This window comes from Subtercola boreus, from assembly GCF_006716115.1.
GTDB lineage: Bacteria > Actinomycetota > Actinomycetes > Actinomycetales > Microbacteriaceae > Subtercola > Subtercola boreus.
This window is the reverse complement of the sequence record NZ_VFOO01000001.1, coordinates 978,775-994,438: the sequence shown is the minus strand read 5'-3', so window position 1 is coordinate 994,438 and position 15,664 is coordinate 978,775. Positions and strand designations below refer to the sequence as shown.

At 68.6% G+C, this 15,664-nt stretch carries 19 protein-coding genes; 3 read left to right on the top strand and 16 right to left on the bottom strand.

All coding sequences use genetic code 11. The features are described from left to right. Nucleotides 1-8: 8 nt before the first annotated feature. Both FB464_RS04640 and dapB read right to left on the bottom strand, forming a co-directional pair. Nucleotides 9-461, bottom strand: a complete 453-nt coding sequence (locus FB464_RS04640; protein ID WP_116414893.1) for a tetratricopeptide repeat protein — start codon at nt 459-461, stop codon at nt 9-11. Next, entirely contained in the window at nt 458-1,336 is an 879-nt protein-coding gene (gene dapB / locus FB464_RS04635) for a 4-hydroxy-tetrahydrodipicolinate reductase (RefSeq protein WP_116414894.1), read from the bottom strand. The genes FB464_RS04640 and dapB overlap by 4 nt, the downstream gene beginning before the upstream one ends. Nucleotides 1,337-1,371: 35 nt before the next feature. On the opposite strand from dapB, the gene FB464_RS04630 reads away from it, so the two are divergent. Further along, the gene (locus FB464_RS04630) at nt 1,372-1,833 is read left to right on the top strand and encodes a GNAT family N-acetyltransferase (RefSeq protein WP_116414895.1); all 462 of its coding nucleotides are present in this window, start codon (nt 1,372-1,374) and stop codon (nt 1,831-1,833) included. Between the two features lie 7 nt (nt 1,834-1,840). Here FB464_RS04630 and FB464_RS04625 read toward each other — a convergent pair whose 3' ends face one another. From FB464_RS04625 to FB464_RS04610, 4 genes are all read right to left on the bottom strand, one after another. Beyond that, nucleotides 1,841-2,443, bottom strand: a complete 603-nt coding sequence (locus FB464_RS04625; protein WP_116414896.1) for a histidine phosphatase family protein — start codon at nt 2,441-2,443, stop codon at nt 1,841-1,843. Nucleotides 2,444-2,445: 2 nt separating this feature from the next. Then, nucleotides 2,446-3,807: a M16 family metallopeptidase gene (locus tag FB464_RS04620; RefSeq protein ID WP_116414897.1), complete on the bottom strand. Its 1,362-nt coding sequence runs from the start codon at nt 3,805-3,807 to the stop codon at nt 2,446-2,448. Between the two features lie 95 nt (nt 3,808-3,902). Next, nucleotides 3,903-4,895 carry an NADP-dependent oxidoreductase gene (locus tag FB464_RS04615; RefSeq protein ID WP_116414898.1) on the bottom strand — a complete coding sequence of 331 codons (993 nt, stop codon included), beginning with the start codon at nt 4,893-4,895 and terminating at the stop codon, nt 3,903-3,905. A gap of 215 nt (nt 4,896-5,110) precedes the next feature. Then, nucleotides 5,111-7,414, bottom strand: coding sequence for a polyribonucleotide nucleotidyltransferase (locus FB464_RS04610; RefSeq protein ID WP_116414899.1), 2,304 nt, complete (start codon nt 7,412-7,414; stop codon nt 5,111-5,113). A gap of 329 nt (nt 7,415-7,743) precedes the next feature. On the opposite strand from FB464_RS04610, the gene FB464_RS04605 reads away from it, so the two are divergent. Continuing rightward, complete coding sequence (locus FB464_RS04605; protein ID WP_116414900.1) at nt 7,744-9,267, top strand: GH25 family lysozyme; 1,524 nt, start codon at nt 7,744-7,746, stop codon at nt 9,265-9,267. A 35-nt stretch (nt 9,268-9,302) separates the two neighbouring features. Here the strand turns inward: FB464_RS04605 and FB464_RS04600 are convergent, their stop codons facing one another. The 9 genes from FB464_RS04600 to FB464_RS04560 all read right to left on the bottom strand — a co-directional run bounded on the left by FB464_RS04600 (nt 9,303) and on the right by FB464_RS04560 (nt 14,898). Continuing rightward, the gene (locus FB464_RS04600; protein ID WP_116414901.1) at nt 9,303-9,920 is read right to left on the bottom strand and encodes a hypothetical protein; all 618 of its coding nucleotides are present in this window, start codon (nt 9,918-9,920) and stop codon (nt 9,303-9,305) included. 62 nt (nt 9,921-9,982) lie between these two features. Further along, complete coding sequence (gene rpsO / locus FB464_RS04595) at nt 9,983-10,252, bottom strand: 30S ribosomal protein S15 (protein ID WP_104243121.1); 270 nt, start codon at nt 10,250-10,252, stop codon at nt 9,983-9,985. A 122-nt stretch (nt 10,253-10,374) separates the two neighbouring features. Next, on the bottom strand, nt 10,375-10,629 hold the full coding sequence (locus FB464_RS04590) for a ferredoxin (protein WP_116414902.1): 255 nt from the start codon (nt 10,627-10,629) through the stop codon (nt 10,375-10,377). Next, nucleotides 10,616-11,911 (bottom strand): NADH-ubiquinone oxidoreductase-F iron-sulfur binding region domain-containing protein, encoded by a 1,296-nt coding sequence (locus tag FB464_RS04585; protein WP_116414903.1) that lies wholly within the window; start codon nt 11,909-11,911, stop codon nt 10,616-10,618. Before FB464_RS04585 ends, FB464_RS04590 begins: the two co-directional genes overlap by 14 nt. Next, entirely contained in the window at nt 11,908-12,534 is a 627-nt protein-coding gene (locus tag FB464_RS04580) for a ferric reductase-like transmembrane domain-containing protein (RefSeq protein ID WP_246092933.1), read from the bottom strand. Before FB464_RS04580 ends, FB464_RS04585 begins: the two co-directional genes overlap by 4 nt. Next, nucleotides 12,519-13,544 carry an FAD:protein FMN transferase gene (locus FB464_RS04575; RefSeq protein ID WP_116414904.1) on the bottom strand — a complete coding sequence of 342 codons (1,026 nt, stop codon included), beginning with the start codon at nt 13,542-13,544 and terminating at the stop codon, nt 12,519-12,521. The genes FB464_RS04580 and FB464_RS04575 overlap by 16 nt, the downstream gene beginning before the upstream one ends. A gap of 1 nt (nt 13,545) precedes the next feature. Then, complete coding sequence (locus FB464_RS04570) at nt 13,546-13,824, bottom strand: hypothetical protein (protein ID WP_116414905.1); 279 nt, start codon at nt 13,822-13,824, stop codon at nt 13,546-13,548. 115 nt (nt 13,825-13,939) lie between these two features. After that, nucleotides 13,940-14,329, bottom strand: coding sequence for a fluoride efflux transporter CrcB (gene crcB / locus FB464_RS04565; protein WP_116414906.1), 390 nt, complete (start codon nt 14,327-14,329; stop codon nt 13,940-13,942). After that, nucleotides 14,329-14,898, bottom strand: a complete 570-nt coding sequence (locus FB464_RS04560; protein ID WP_116416591.1) for a fluoride efflux transporter FluC — start codon at nt 14,896-14,898, stop codon at nt 14,329-14,331. The genes crcB and FB464_RS04560 overlap by 1 nt, the downstream gene beginning before the upstream one ends. 40 nt (nt 14,899-14,938) lie before the next feature. Here FB464_RS04560 and FB464_RS04555 point away from each other — a divergent pair, with 40 nt between their 5' ends. Then, nucleotides 14,939-15,181 (top strand): hypothetical protein, encoded by a 243-nt coding sequence (locus tag FB464_RS04555; RefSeq protein WP_116414907.1) that lies wholly within the window; start codon nt 14,939-14,941, stop codon nt 15,179-15,181. Nucleotides 15,182-15,187: 6 nt separating this feature from the next. Here FB464_RS04555 and FB464_RS04550 read toward each other — a convergent pair whose 3' ends face one another. Beyond that, on the bottom strand, nt 15,188-15,637 hold the full coding sequence (locus tag FB464_RS04550; RefSeq protein ID WP_116414908.1) for a PaaI family thioesterase: 450 nt from the start codon (nt 15,635-15,637) through the stop codon (nt 15,188-15,190). Nucleotides 15,638-15,664 lie beyond the last annotated feature (27 nt).

Genomic DNA, 15,664 nt, shown 5'->3' with positions numbered 1-15,664 from the left:
GCCCGGCCTCACGCCGCGTTCGGCTCCGCCCGGTAGAACGCGATCGCCTGACGCAGTGCGCTGCGCGCGCGCTTTCGGTCGCCGCTCGCGTCGTACGCGAGACCCAGCCGGAACCACGCCTTCCAGCTTTCGGGAGCCGACTCGACCTCTGCCCGGTAGACCTCGAACTCTTCATCGGCCTCCGCGCGGAAGGGACGACCGCTGGGGCGTTTCGGCAGATCGTCCACCGGGAGGTCATCGGTCTGCCGCAGGATGCCGACGAGTTTCTGGGTGCGGAACCCGAACAGCAGCTCGCGGTAGAGCGCCCAGGCCCCGACGATCGGCAGCACCAACAGGGCGATCCCGATGACGATTCCCACCGCAACACCGGAACCGATGAAGAGAATCGCCCGCTGGAACACCAGCCCCAGATAGAGCACGAGCAGCAGGGCCATCACGAGCGCCGCGATCCGGCCCTTCATGCGGTGGTCACCCGCGCAGCCTGGCCGGAGACGCGCTCGGGCTCCGGCTTCCAGCTGTCGTTCGGCGTGCTCGGTGCACCGAGCAGCCTGGTCAGGTCGAGGAGCCGGTCGAGACCCACTGTCACCCCCGTGGCGGTGGTCGCCGCGCGGAGGCCGAGCAGGATGCCGGCCTCGTACGACGTCGACGACAGTGTCTCGTGGCTGAGGGTCAGCACCTCACCGACACCGCCGAAGATCACGGACTGCTTCGCGACGACGCCCTGCAGCCGCAGGCTGTGCACGGGAACGCTCGCCACCTGCTGGCCGCGGGCGCGCTGGTCGGTGTGCGGCGCGGAGACGGGGCCGACACCCGCCCGGGCGGCCGCGATGAGTTCGGCGGTGCGCACGGCGGTGCCCGACGGGGAGTCGAGCTTGGTCGAGCCGTGCGCCTCGACGATCTCGATGGAGTCGAAGAACTGCGCGGCCATGGCGGCGAAGGCGGTGGCGAGCACCGAGCCGAGCGAGAAGTTCGGCACGATCACCACCCCGGTGCCGGGAGTGGCGGAGACGCGGTGCTCGAGTGCGAGGATGCGGTCGCCCGACCAGCCCGAGGTGCCGACGAGCACGTTGATGCCGTGCGAGACCGCGAAGTCGACGACGGACTGGCTGGCCCCCGGCACGGTGACGTCGAGCACGACGTCGGCCCCGATCATCCCGTCGAGCGCGTCTTTCGAACCCAGTTCGGCGACGATCTCGAACTCCGGCTCCGCATCTGCAGACGCCGCAGCTTCTGCAGACGTCGCAGCTGCCGCGTCGCCCGCCCGGCGCGTCAGCAGCTCGTGCGCCAGCCGCCCCATCTTGCCCGACGCACCGACGATGGCCACCTTGGTACTCATACAGCCAATCTACCAAGCGCGCGTAGGCTTTCCCTGTGCACGTCGTCGAATGCCCCGTCAGCGATCCGGACGCCCGGCTGCTCCTCGAGCATTACTTCGCCTCCCGGGCCGACGGCTTCCCGCCCGAACGCGGCACGTACCGGGTGACGTTCCCCGATCCGGCCCTCTTCCTACCACCGGAGGGCGTCTTTCTGCTTCTGCGCGGCGATGACGATGGGCCGGTCGGCTGCGGCGGCATTCGGCGACAGGACGACACCACGTTCGAGGTCAAACACGTCTGGCTGGAACCGCCGGCACGCGGGCAGGGCTGGGCGGGCATCCTGATGCAGCGGCTCGAAGACCGGGCGCGGGACTTCGGCGCCACCGCCGTCGTGCTCGACACGAACGCGAGCCTGCTCGGGGCCGCGAAGCTCTACGCGCGGCGCGGCTACGAGAACATCCCCGCGTACAACGACAACCCGAACGCGACGAACTGGTACCGCAAAGCGCTGGGCTGAGGCCGCGTCAGTAGGGCTGCTGGTCGGCGAGGCCGGTACGGAGCTCGACCGGCAGGTGGCCGAGATCGTTGTGCGTCACGAGCTCGGGCATCCGCCCGCTCCGGTACCGGATGATCGTGAGACCGCAATTGGCCTGGTTCACGCCGACCCACCGCCAGCCCGGCGCGCTGAGGGCCTCGCGCACGAACCAGCCGATGACGAAGTTGTGCGTGATCAGCAGATCGTGGGTGGTCTCCCGGGACGGCGTCAAAAACTCGGCGACCGCGTCGGACATCTGCGCCCGGCCCGCGTCGACCTCGTCTTCGGTCACCGAGTTGAAGAACGGCTCGAACGCCTTCGGCATCTCCGGGCTGTACTCGGTCGGAACGCAGTCGAACAGCAGCGGGGTGGGCTTCGGGTCGAGCGCGGGAAGCTGCCGGGCCATGATGGCGGCGGTCTCCTCGGCGCGCTGGAGCGGCGAGTGCCAGACATTGTCGAACGGCACGCCGCCCAGCCGGTCGGCCAGAAGTCGCGCCTGGCGCTCTCCCCGCGGGGAGAGCGGCCCGTCGGCGACCCCGTACTCTGCGTCGACCTGCTCGCCGTGGCGCACCAGGTAGAGAACATGGCCCATCGTCACGAGTGCACCACCCCGTCGAATGTGCTCGCCTCGAGCGCGCCGACCGCCGCGACCGAGAGCGGCCGCGAACGGAGCTCTGTCGCGAGCTGCTGCACGTCATCCACCGTCACCGCTTCGAGACGGCGGAGCCCTTCGTCGAGGTCGGCGAACTCGCCCGTCGTGATCTCCGAACGGCCGAGCCGCGACATCCGGGTGTCGCTGTCTTCGAGCGAGAGCGCAGCCGAACCGGAGAGCTGGCCCTTCGCGCGCTGGAGCTCCTCGCCTGTGATGCCGCCCTCCGCGAGCCGGCGGAACTCCTCGAGCAGGAGTTCGCTGACCTGCGCGGCGTTCTTCGGCGAGCATCCGGCGTACATGCCGAACAGGCCCGCGTCGGAGTACCCGGCAGCGTAGGAGTAGACCGAGTAGGCAAGCCCCCGCTTCTCGCGCACCTCCTGGAAGAGGCGGGACGACATGCCTCCGCCGAAGACGGCGTTCAGAACGCTGAGGGAGGAGCGGCGATCATCCGTTGCCACGAGACCCGGGTAGCCGAGCATGACGACGGCCTGCTCGTTCGGGCGGGTGGTGATCGACAGGGCAGAACCGCGACGGACACTCACAGAGTCGCCGTTCCGCCGTTCGACGGGTCGCGCCGCGCCGCTGAGATCCCAGCCGGCGGCCGACACAGAGGCCTCGACCCGTGCGACGAGCTCGTCGTGGTCGACGGCTCCCGCGACCGTGACGACGAGGTCGTTCGGGCGGTAGTTCGCGAGGTAGTGCTCCCAGACCGCATCCCGGCTGACCGCGCGGATCGTGTCGCCGGTGCCGCCGATCGGCCGGCCGAGCGGATGATCGCCCAGCACAGCCTCGAACAGGCGCTCCCCCACGACGTCGTTCGGGTCGTCATCCGCCATCGCGAGCTCTTCGAGGATGACGCCGCGCTCGTTCTCGAACTCGGTGGGGTCCAGCAGCGACGAGGTGAACATGTCGGCGAGCACGTCGACGGCCATCGGGAGGTCCCTGTCCTGCACTTTCGCGTAGTAGCAGGTGTACTCCTTGCCGGTGAGAGCGTTGTGCTCGCCACCGACCTGGTCGAACGAGACGGCGATGTCGAGCGCCGTGCGCTTCGGTGTGCCCTTGAAGAGCAGGTGCTCGAGGAAGTGGGTCGAACCGAAGCGGGAGGGCACCGGACCGTCGGCCCCGAGCTCGTCACGCGAGCCGACCGCCACCCAGAAGCCGATCGTGGAACTCCGTGCCCCCGGCACGCGTTCGCTCAGGATCCGGATGCCACTCGGCAGCACGGAACGCCTCACAAGGGCGTCACCGGAAGCGGTGAGGGACAACTCGGGCAGGTCTAAGGGGAGAGCAACAGCACCGTTCATCGGAGACAACACTAGCCGATGGAACGCTGGATGATCCGGCTGATGTGCCGCGGAAGGGGGGTGATGGTCAGCCTCACCGCCGTCTGGCGCGGGCGTCAGTCCCGGGCATCCGAGACATCCCGGGCCTTCCGCACGCTGAGGCCGTTGGCGGGCTTCATTCCGAGGACGATCTTTCCCCGGGCGTGGCGCTTCTCCAGGTCGTCGAATGCCTCACGCACGAAACCGAAGGGGTAGAAGCCCGAAATGAGCACGGAGATCTGCCGGTCGGCGGCCAGGGCGGCGAGTTTCGTGAGCACGTCGGTGTTGTGCTTCTCGGTGGCCTCGTCCGGCCAGATCGTCGCCAGTTCGAGCTCCTTGCGGTCGTCGCTCGAAACGTAACGCCGGGTCTCGACACCCAGCTCCTCGGCGATCGCCTCGCCGTCCTGGCCGAAGTTGTCAATGTAGGCGTCGACGCCGTCGGGCGCGAGCTTCTCGATGCGCTCGACCATACCGTCGCCGTAGACCACCGGTTTGATGCCGAGCTGGCGCAGGTAGTCGAAGTTCCGTTCGCCGCAGGTGCCGATGACGGTCGCGCCCCGCAGCTTCGCGAGCTGGATCTCGATGCTGCCCACTCCCCCGGCTGCAGCCGACACGACCACCGTGTCACCGTGCCCGACACCGACCTGGTCGACGAGGTCATGGGCCGCGAGACCGGCGAGGAACAACGACCCCGCGACCTCCCACGACAGCTGCTTGGGCTTCGCCACCAGGCTCGAGGCCTTCACCGCGATGTGGTACGCGTGCGACGACATCCGCGCGTGGCCGAGCACCTCCGAATTGCGCTTGAACTGCGTGACCCCGTCGCCGACGGCCACGACGATCCCCGCGAAGTCGCTGCCCTGGGTCTGGTGCTTCGACGTCTCGAGCACATCGGCGAACTGCCCCTGGCGCACGTACGCCTCGATGTGGTTGATCCCGGCGGCCAGCACCTCGACGATCACCTCGCCGGGGCGGGGCACCGGCATCGGCCCCTCGATGAACTCGAGCACCTCGACGCCGCCGAACTCGGCGAACTGGACGGACTTCGTGGACAGTGCAGTGCGACTCATGGCGGGCCTTCTCTCTGCAGTGATCATCCCTCCCTGCGGGCCTCCGCTGCAAGAGGTTTCCGGATGCTCGTCCCGCCCTTCCCGGCGTGGTAGAAGCACAACGACGGATGCCCGCCAGGACCGCTCGGGAAGAGCAGGTTCTGGCGGGCATCCGGTGCCGACTGCGGGGGCAGAAGGCGGATCGACGTGAGCCGACCGGGTGGAGCGGGGTGCGACTAGCCTTCGGCGGGAGCCGCGGGACCCTCGCTGTGAGCTGCGGACCCCTCGGTGTCTGCCGCGACAGCCACGAGGTTGTTCTCGAGCTCGGCCTCGTCGATCACCGGGGCGAGCGACAGCTTTCCACGGTCGTCGATCTTGGTGATCTCGACCTGGATCTTCTGGCCGACACCGAGCACGTCGTCGACGTTCTCGACACGCTTGCCACCGGCGAGCTTGCGGACCTCGCTGATGTGCAGCAGGCCGTCCTTGCCGGGCATGAGCGAGACGAACGCACCGAACGTCGCGATCTTGACGACGGTTCCGAGGAACCGCTCGCCGACCTCTGGGTTGAGGGGGTTCGCGATGGCGTTGACCGCCGCGCGTGCCGCCTCAGCCGACGGGCCGTCGACCGCACCGATGTAGACGGTGCCGTCTTCCTCGATGGAGATGTCGGCTCCGGTGTCGTCCTGGATCTGGTTGATCGTCTTGCCCTTCGGGCCGATCAGCTCACCGATCTTGTCGACCGGGATCTGGACCGAGATCACGCGGGGCGCGGTCGGGGCCATCTCGTCGGGCGTGGAGATCGCAGCGTTCAGCACCTCGAGGATCGCGGTACGGGCGGCCTTCGCCTGGCCGAGCGCGCCGTCGAGCACCGACGTGGGGATACCGTCGAGCTTCGTGTCGAGCTGGATGGCCGTGATGAACTCACTCGTTCCGGCGACCTTGAAGTCCATGTCGCCGAGGGCGTCTTCGGCACCGAGGATGTCGGTGAGGGCCGCGTAGCGCGTCTCCCCGTCGACCTCGTCGGAGACGAGTCCCATCGCGATGCCGGCGACGGGTGCGCGGAGCGGCACACCGGCGTTCAGCAGCGACAGGGTCGAGGCGCAGACCGAGCCCATCGACGTCGAACCGTTGGAACCGAGAGCCTCGGAGACCTGGCGGATCGCGTAGGGGAACTCTTCACGCGACGGCAGCACCGGCACGAGGGCGCGCTCGGCGAGGAAGCCGTGCCCGATCTCGCGACGCTTCGGCGTTCCCACGCGGCCGGTCTCACCGGTCGAGTAGGGCGGGAAGTTGTAGTGGTGCATGTAGCGCTTCTTGGTGACGGGGCTCAGCGAATCGATCTGCTGCTCCATCTTCAGCATGTTCAGCGTGGTGACGCCCAGGATCTGGGTCTCGCCGCGCTGGAAGATCGCCGAACCGTGCACGCGCGGAATGACCTCGACCTCGGCGTCCAGCGGACGGATGTCGCTGAGGCCACGGCCGTCGATGCGGATGCCGTCGCGGAGGATGCGGCCGCGGACGACCACCTTCGTGACTGACTTGTACGCGGCGCTGAACTCGGCGAGCACGACAGCGGGGACGCTGCCCGCTTCGACCTGCTCGGTGATGGTCGACTTGACGCGGGCCTTGAGTGCGTCATCCGCATCCTGGCGCTCGATCTTGTCGGCGATCTGGTAGATGTTCACGAGCTCGTCGTAGGCGAGGCCCGCAACGGTGTCGTACGACTCCTTCGAGTACGGCAGGAACACCGGGTACTCGGCGATCGCCTTGGCGCTCTGCGAGGCGAGGTGCGACTGGGCTTCCACCAGCTGCTTGATGAACGGCTTCGATGCTTCGAGGCCCTGGCTGACGACAGCCTCGTCGGGCTTCGTCGCGCCGGCCTGGATGAGGCCCCACGCGTGCTCGGTGGCTTCCGCCTCGACCATCATGATGGCGACATCCTGCTGGCCGTTCCTGTCGGTGACGACGCGGCCGGCCACGACGATGTCGAAGACGGCATCGGCGAGCTGGGCCGCGGTCGGGAAGGCAACCCACTGCTTGCCGATGAGCGCGAGGCGCACAGCACCGATCGGGCCCGAGAACGGGACGCCCGAGATCTGGCTCGACGCGGATGCAGCGTTGATGGCCAGCGCGTCGTAGAACTCGCCCGGGGCGATCGACAGCACGGTGATGACGACCTGGACCTCGTTGCGGAGGCCGGTGACGAACGACGGGCGGAGCGGCCGGTCGATGAGGCGGCAGACGAGGATGGCCTCGGTGGAGGGGCGGCCCTCGCGACGGAAGAACGAACCGGGGATCTTGCCGGCGGCGTAGGAACGCTCTTCGACATCGATGGTGAGCGGGAAGAAGTCGAAGTTGTCCTTCGGGTGCTTCGAGACGCTCGTGGCGCTCAACAGCATCGTCTCTTCGTCGAGGTAGGCAGCGACGGCACCCTGTGCCTGCTGCGCAAGACGACCCGTTTCGAAACGGATCGTGCGGGTGCCGAACGAGCCGTTGTCGAGAACGGCTTCGGCGTATTTGATTTCTGGACCCTCCATATGGGGGTTCTCTCCTTTATTCATCAGGCAACACAGTCGTTCCGTGCCATACCGGCGCGGAGAACGTCGTCGCCCCGTATGGGCGACGATCCCTCTTCGGAGCAGGGCATGCCAGAGCACGCCTCGGGAGCGAATTGACGACTGGCCAACAGTAGAAATACACCGAGCGACGGCCCTCTGCGGGCGGACCGGGGCACCTGCCCCGGCTCGGGATACCACCACCGGTGACCAGCTTCGTCCCTGCCTGCTCCGTGTGTAGCAACCCCAGTCTACTGCCAGGCCCCCGCAGCGCCTAGCGGCGCGCCCGGTGAGCGTGATAATATGAGTCTATGTCAGCTCTTCTTCGTGCACTCGTTGCCCTCGGGACGGCGGCGCTGCTGGTGTCGGGTGCGCCTGTTGCCACGGCGTCGCCGGCACCGGATGCCCAGCCCACGCTCGAGCAGCAGAATGCCGCACACGACCATGTGATGGGCGCGACGCTCGCCGCCGAGGAACCGCAGTCGCCGTCGCTCGCCCCGCAGTCCGCGACGGAGGCCCGCGAAGCCGCCGCTCCCGGCACGCACGTTCTCGGAATGGATGTGAGTGGCTGGCAACCCGACGTCGACTGGAACACGGCGTGGGCGAACGGGGCCCGGTTCGTGTACATCAAGACCACCGAGAGCAACAACTACGCCTCCAGCCACTTCTCACGCCAGTGGTCGGGCGCGACCGACGTGGGCATGGTGCGCGGTGCCTACCACTTCGCGAATCCCTTCGAATCGACCGGGGCTGTGCAGGCGAACTGGTTCGTCGACCACGGTGGCCGCTGGAGCCCCGACGGGCGCACCCTGCCACCGATGCTCGACATCGAGTACGACCCCTACACCGGCGAAGACCACACGAACAGCTGCTACGGGCTCAGCCAGGCCGTGATGGTGGCGTGGATCAGGGAGTTCTCGAACACCGTGCTGGCCCGCACCGGCGTGCTGCCGACGATCTACTCCACGACGAACTGGTGGAGGCTCTGCACCGGCAACAATTCCTCGTTCGGCGCCAATCCCCTCTTCATCGCCCGCTGGCCCGAGTCGATCTCCGACGGGGCGGGAACCCTGCCGGCCGGCTGGTCGGACTACTCGATCTGGCAGTACGCCAGCGCGGGAACCTTCCCCGGCGACCAGGACCTCTTCAACGGCGACTACTCGAAGCTGCACCTCTTCGCATCGAACGGGCAGACCCCGGCCGGCGGCCCGTCGCTGGATGCGAAGTACATCTCGGCGCTCTACCAGGACTACCTCGGCCGACTGCCGAGCGATTCGGACATCAACTTCTGGGAAGGTCACCTGGCGACGGGTTCCCCGCGCTCGATCATCTCCTCGAACTTCGTCAACAGTGACGAATACCGCCTGAAGCGGATCGACGCCGCCTACCGCGACATCCTCGGGCGCACCGCCGAGGAGGGTGGCCGACAGAACTGGCTGTACGCCATGCAGCACGGCGGGATAACGACAGACGACATCGAGACGACCCTGTACTCCTCCCAGGAGTACTACCTCCAGCACGGCAATTCCGACACCTCGTACGCGACGGCGCTGTACAACACCCTTCTCAGTCGCGCCGGCTCGTCGGCGGACTACGCGTTCTGGGCTGCGCTGGTCGCCCAGCACGGCCGGGCCTGGGTGATCGACCAGTTCTGGAACTCGACGGAGACGATCAGCAAGCGCGTCGCGGCGATGTACGACCGCTACCTCGGTCGGCAGCCCGACGCCGGCGGCCTGAAGACCTGGGTCGCGCTCGACCTCCGGCTCGGCGACTCCGGCGTGCGGGGTGGGCTCACCAGCAGCGAGGAGTACTTCGGGAGGGCGCAGAGCCGCTGACGGACAGCCGCTGACGCCGAGGCGGTGGCAGGAGCTCAGGCCTCGGCCGGGAGCTCGCCGAGAGTCGGTCCGAGCCGCACCTCGAGCACGAAGCGGAGCTTGCCGGTGACGGCGCTCTTCTCGCTCCGAACCGTGAGGGGCACCGTGCGGTACACACCGCGGAGGGCGAGGGGGTGGAGTGCGGCATCCGTCTGCTGGTCGATCTCCTTCGGCAGATAGCCGACCCGGTAGAGCTTGCCGCCGGCCAGGGCGTCGACGGCCACCCGCAGGTCGCGGCCGAGCCAGGCCGTCGACCCGGGAACAAGCACTGCCGTGATGTGCTCACCGGTGCGGGCCAGCGTCGCCTCGACGCTCGCCCGGTGCCGCTGGCCGTCGACCACCGGGAACGTCTCGGTGACGGGGAGCGGTACGAGCCGCACCTCGTCGGTGAGGGCGAGGCTGCCCTCGCCGTCACGCCGGAGGGACCGCACGAAGACCGGCAGCACGAGCAGCACCGCGGCGGCCACAGCCGCAACAAGGAGCACCGTCAGGGCAATCGGGCTCACGACCGGGATGTCGAGCCGCTGGAACAGTGCCGCCACGAGCGAAAGGACGAGCACGAGGGCGGCGAGGAACGGGTCCCAGCGCCAGAGAGGAAGTTTTCGACGTTTCATGGGAGGTATGGAAATGGGCCGCTCCTCCCGCAGGAAGAACGGCCCATCCGCCAAGACTCGCTCTATCGGCGAAGGCCCAGGCGAGCGATCAGCGAGCGGTAACGCTCGATGTCGACGCTCTGCAGGTAGCCGAGAAGACGGCGACGCTGACCGACCAGCAGCAACAGGCCACGACGTGAGTGGTGGTCGTGCTTGTGAAACTTGAGGTGCTCCGTGAGATCGAGGATGCGAGTGGTCAGCATAGCGACCTGCACCTCGGGAGAACCGGTGTCACCTGGGTGGGTGGCGTACTCGTCGATGATGGCTTTCTTGGCATCTGGCGTTAGCGGCATAGATGACCCCTTTTCTCTCATTGCGCGGCGCCCGACACCTTCTGTGTGGGCTCTCTTTGTCCGCGGCCGTTCTACGGCAACCTTGGGAGTCTAGCACCGTTGTGTTCAGTCGTGCTGCGTGTTCAGTCGTGCAGCGTGAGACGCAGCGCCTGGCGCGGACAGAGCGCCACGGCCTCGCGGGCCGCGCCGATGGCCGCCCGAGGCACGGGCACGTCTGAGCGGTCGGCCCGCACCGGCGTGAGCGCCAGCGGGTATCCCCAGTCGTCCCGGGTGAGGTGGTCGGGCAGGAGTTCGGTGCAGAGCCCGCGCCCGTCGCAGAGCGTCCAGTCGATGTGCAGCGAGGCGGGCGGCCCGGCCGGGACGTCACGCGCGGCCATGCGACACCTCGCAGACTCCGCTGAGATGCGCACGCACATCCCCCTCGAACGCACTGAGCGTGCTGATCACGAACCGGGCGGTGCCGTCGGGGTGGGCGCAGGAACCGCGTCCGTCGACGAGGCCGGCGAGCCGCGCGACCTCGGCCGGCAACCGCGGATCCCGTTCGCGGCGGGAGAGCCGCGCGAGCATCCCGGCGAGGGCGGGCAGACCGTTGACACACGGACCGCACTGGCCCGCGGTCTGGGCGGCGAGGTAGTCGGCTATGCCCGCAGAGACCTCCAGCCCGCAGCGGGCTGCGGAGAGGGCGATGAGGATCCCGGCGCCCGGGGCTGCCCCGAGCATCCGGAGCCCGTCGCGTGAGAACGGCGTGCCCAGGTGCTCGCTGCCGAGCCAGGTTCCGTGGTACCCGCCGATGAGCACGGCGCGGAGGCTTCCCGGTGCGGCACCCGCGGCGGCCAGGATGCTCGACAGCGGTGTTCCGCCGGCCACTTCGAGCACCTGCGGAGCACCGACATCGCCCGAGACGGTCACGAGTCGGGTGCCGGGTTCGTCGGGGGTTCCGACCGACCGGTACCAGTCCGCACCGAACCGTGCGATGAGTGCCAGCTGCGCCAGGGTCTCGACGTTCTGCACGAGGGTCGGGCGCCTGCCGACTCCGGATTCGCTGAGGTGCAGCGTGTGGTCGCGGGGAACGCTGACCCCGTGTTCGACGGCGTTCGCGACGGCCGTGGCCTCGCCCGAGACGAAAGCGTCGGGCACGACCAGCACTCTCACCTGCCCGGCGTCGGGTCGCTCGGCCAGAGCCGCTTCGAGCGGCTGGCGGGTGCCGGCCGACACGCAGAGATGCAGAGCGGATGCTCCGACGGCAGCGGCGGCGAGCAGAAGTCCGTCGATGATCAGGTGCGGCGACCGCGAGAGCAGGGTCTCGTCTTTGCGGCTGAGCGGCTCGCCCTCCGAGCCGTTGCCGATGACGACGGGCCGCTTCGAGGGGTCGCGGGTGGTTTTCCGGTGGGGGGCCTTGTCCCGGGTGGCATCGAGCTTCCGCCAGACCGGGAAGCCGGCACCTCCCCGACCGACGAGATCGGCGAGCCGCAGCTGCTCGATGAGCGCGTCGGCCGGAACGAGCGGGAACTCGCCATAGGCCGCGCGGTGATCGGCGAGCCCCGCTGTGCGGGCGAGGAAGAGCCGCGCGGTGCCCTGCGGGCCGGCAGGACCCGGCGGCCGGGCGGGGGTACTGCCCGGGTTTCCGGGAGGGCTCGGAACGGGAGCGGTGAGAGTCATCGGGATTCCCTGCTCGAGATGGTGAGGACCGGGTCGGGCAGCCCCGTCACACGCAGCCCGGAGAACTCCACGAACCGGCTCGACACCCGCCAGACCACAGACGCCACCACCAGCAGCACGCTGACTGCGGCGAGCCACAGGAACCACGGACTCGTGCCGTCGGTGCCGTTGCCGATGCCGTGGGCGAGGGCGACGGGCCACATCGCGTAGACCAGCCAGTGCACGACGCGGAATGTTCGGAGGCCCAGCCTGTTGCGGAGGAGCGCGGTCACCATCACAGCGATCAGCAGGTCGACGGCAACCGTGCCGAGCCCCTGCCAGAACGGCAGGAAGTTCCCGAAGAACGGCACCACCAGGTCGAGAAGGGTCAGCTGGGCGAACGAGTCGAAGAACAGCGACACGATGTGGATGACCAGGAAGACGCAGGCGATCAGCGAGAGGTTCCGGTGCAGCAGCGTGATCGAGAACCTCGGGAGTCCGGGCAGCGGCCGCCCGGAGCGGGTGAGCACGCCCAACACGATCGACAGAGTCAGGGCGACGAGCGACACCACGCCGGTTCCGCGGCCGAGGGCCCAGAGAGCGGCATCGAGCTGTGCGGCATCCATGATCAGCTCGCCGCCCACACGTGCACGCTGTTCTCGTCGGGCCAGCCGCAGAGGCCGAGCACCCGGCCCGACCGGTCGACGAGGCGAGCGGATGCCCGCTGTGCGGCGAGCCAGACCAGTCCGCCCGCTCCCCGGACGATGGATGCTGTCGCCAGCGTGTTGGCTTCGACACAGCTGCCCGCTGCGACGGTCACGGTGCGCCAGACCGGGTCAGCCGGGAGGCCGCGCGTGGGGTCGAGGATGTGGTGGAAGGTCTGCCCGTGCTGTCGCCAGCGCCGCTTCTGCGTGCTCGATGTTGCAAGCGCCTGGCCTGCGGTGAGGGTGACCTGGCATTCGGGGTCACCCGGCAGGTCGCAGACGGTCACCTGCCAACCGCCCTCTGGAGCGGGGCCGGCGGTGGCGATGTCGCCGCCGAGGCTCACGAGAACTCCGCAGCCGAGCTGTTCCGTGACGCGGGCGGCGGCGATGTCGGCGGCGTACGCCTTCGCGGTGGCGCCGAGGTCGAGGGCGAGATCGGTCGGCACGACGAGCAGGGTCTGATCGCCTTCCTCGACGAGGCCGATGCGCCGCCAGCCGGGAACGGATGAGGAGAGGGTGATGACCGGTACGGGCAGTCCGGCAGGCACAGTCAGTCCGGCAGGCACAGGTCGTCCGGAGTGCACCGGCTCGCGCGCGGGGTCGAGGTCGGCGAAGTCGCGGTCGTAGCCCAGTCGGCTCATCGCGTTGCCGAGAGTCGGGTCGACCGAACCGCCTGAACGCCGTGCGGCGGCGAGTGCGACACCCACCAGCGTCGCCAGCATCGGGCTGACCGGGGCGCCGTCGGCCAACTGCGGTCGGAGGCGGGCCAGCTCGGAAGCGGGCGAGAACCGGCTGCAGGCCCGCTCGACCTCGTCGAGCACGGTCACCAGAACGGTGGATGCGGCATCCACCAGCGCCGGATCGGTCACGACGATGCGGGCGGTCGTGCTCCAGACCGGCCAGTCTCGGGAGGCCGTGGCGGGCGGCGCTCCGCGGAGGTCGCGGCTCATCTCACGAACCCGACGTCGTGGCGTGGGAGTTGCCACCCGAGCCGGACGAGACGGAGCCTGAACCCGACGTACCGGTGTCGGAGCTGGAGCTGCCGGACTCGGTGGTCGTGGACTCGGTGGTTCCCGTGTCGCTGGTCGACGTCTCAGCCGAGGTGCTTCCGGACACCGGTGTGTTCAGCCAGAGTGCTGCGCTCGTTGCGCCGGCGGCGACGATGCTCGCCGCACCGAGCGCACCCGTGACGACGGCTGCACGCTTCTTCCCGGACTCTCGCAGATTCATGGCGGCTCCTGTCTCGTCGGCACGCGACCTGCGACGTCCTGTCGCTGCGGATCACGCCTTCACCGGTTGTGGGTACAAGTGTCGACCGCGCACCTGCGTGTGGTGCTGGAGCTTTCTATGAACCGGCGATGAACGTGCCGAGCCAGAAACCCGCTCCCGCGAGAGCAACGGAGACCACGAGCATCCCGACACCGTTCGCGAGGGCCGCACGGTACCGGCCCGCCTGCAGCAACCTGACCGTCTCGAAACTCGCGGTGCTGAACGTCGTGTACCCCCCGAGGAAACCGGTGCCGAGCAGGAGGCGCCAGTCGTTCGAGAGCACCTGGCCGAGCGCAAGGGAGGTGACGAAGCCGAGAAACAGGGCGCCGCTGAGGTTGATGAGGGTTGTGCCGAACGGGTAGGCCGTGCCGAGGCGGGAGCGGACGACCCCATCCACGACGAAGCGGGTGATGGACCCGAGCCCGCCGAAGACGGCGACCAGCAGGGCGACGAGGAGCGGAGCCATCAGTCTCTCCCGTCAGCTCGGCGATTCGCCCGCACGCCGACAGCGATACCGACGATGCTCGCTACCGCTCCCAGCACGAGCGTGCCGAAGGCATAGAGGAGGGCGGAAGCGGGGGCGCCCTCATGGAGGAGCGTGAACGTGTCGACGGAGAGGGCGCTGTACGTGGTGAAGCCGCCGAGGGCGCCCGTTCCGAGGAGCAGGCGGAGCACACGGCGTGCTCCCTGGTCTGTTCCCCGCCGCACCAGCGTCTCGAGCAGCAGCCCCAGCAGGAACGCACCGGCGAGGTTGATGAGCAGGGTGATGACCGGCACACCGCCGAGCGGAGCGACGGTCTGCTGCAGGGTGTACCGCGCGAGCGTGCCTGCAGCACCGCCGACCCCGACGAGCAGGAGGAAGCTGGGACGGAGGTGAACGGGCAGCGCCGACGGCGGGGCCGCCAGCGACCCGGTCTCGATGTCGTCGACCTCGACGTCGCTGTCGTACGGCAGCTCGTAGTCGCGGGGGTCGGTGTTCCCGGGTGCGGCACTCCGGGGTTCGGTGTCGCCCGGGCCGGGCTCGCTCTCACTCATCGTCACCAGCCTACGATCTCCGACGCCCTAAACTCGGGCCATGAGCAACTACGAATTCGGCGGACGCCAGGACATCGAGAAGGCCCTCGACATGCTGGTCAACCTCGACCAGGTGCAGTCGAATGCCCTGGCCGTGTTGGAGATCGACTCCGAGATCGAGCGTCTGCAGCGCGAGCTCGACAAGTACGACGTCGACCCGAGCCACGTTCCCGACGACGACTTCATCGAGATCCTGAGCGGCTACGTCGAGCGTGCCGACGACTGGAACTCCGCACAGGAGTAACACCGCTCAGCGCTGGATGACCAGCAGCGTCGACGTCGCCGTCGCGAGCAGGCGCCCCTGAGCATCCGTCAGCGTCGCCTCGGTGAACGCCGCACGGCCGCCCATCTTGATGACCCGGCCCTCTGCTCGCACCTCACCGGTGTCGACTGTCATGCCGCGGAGGTACGAGACCTTCAGTTCGAGGGTGGTGTACGCCTGGTCGGCCTTCAGCAGTGAGTGCACGGCACACCCGCAGGCCGAGTCGAGCAGGGCCGCGGCGTACCCACCGTGCACCGAGCCGATCGGGTTGTACACATCGGCCGTCGGGGTGCCGGTGAACACAGCCGTTCCCTCACCGATCTCGACGAGATCGAAGTTCATCGTGCGTCCGATGTTGGGCTGCACGCCGGCGTCGATGAGCGCTCTCAGCTGTTCGATTCCGGTCAGTCCGGGGGCCACGTCGTCGGCGAGCGTCATATTCACTCCTTGAGGGATGAGAGTCGA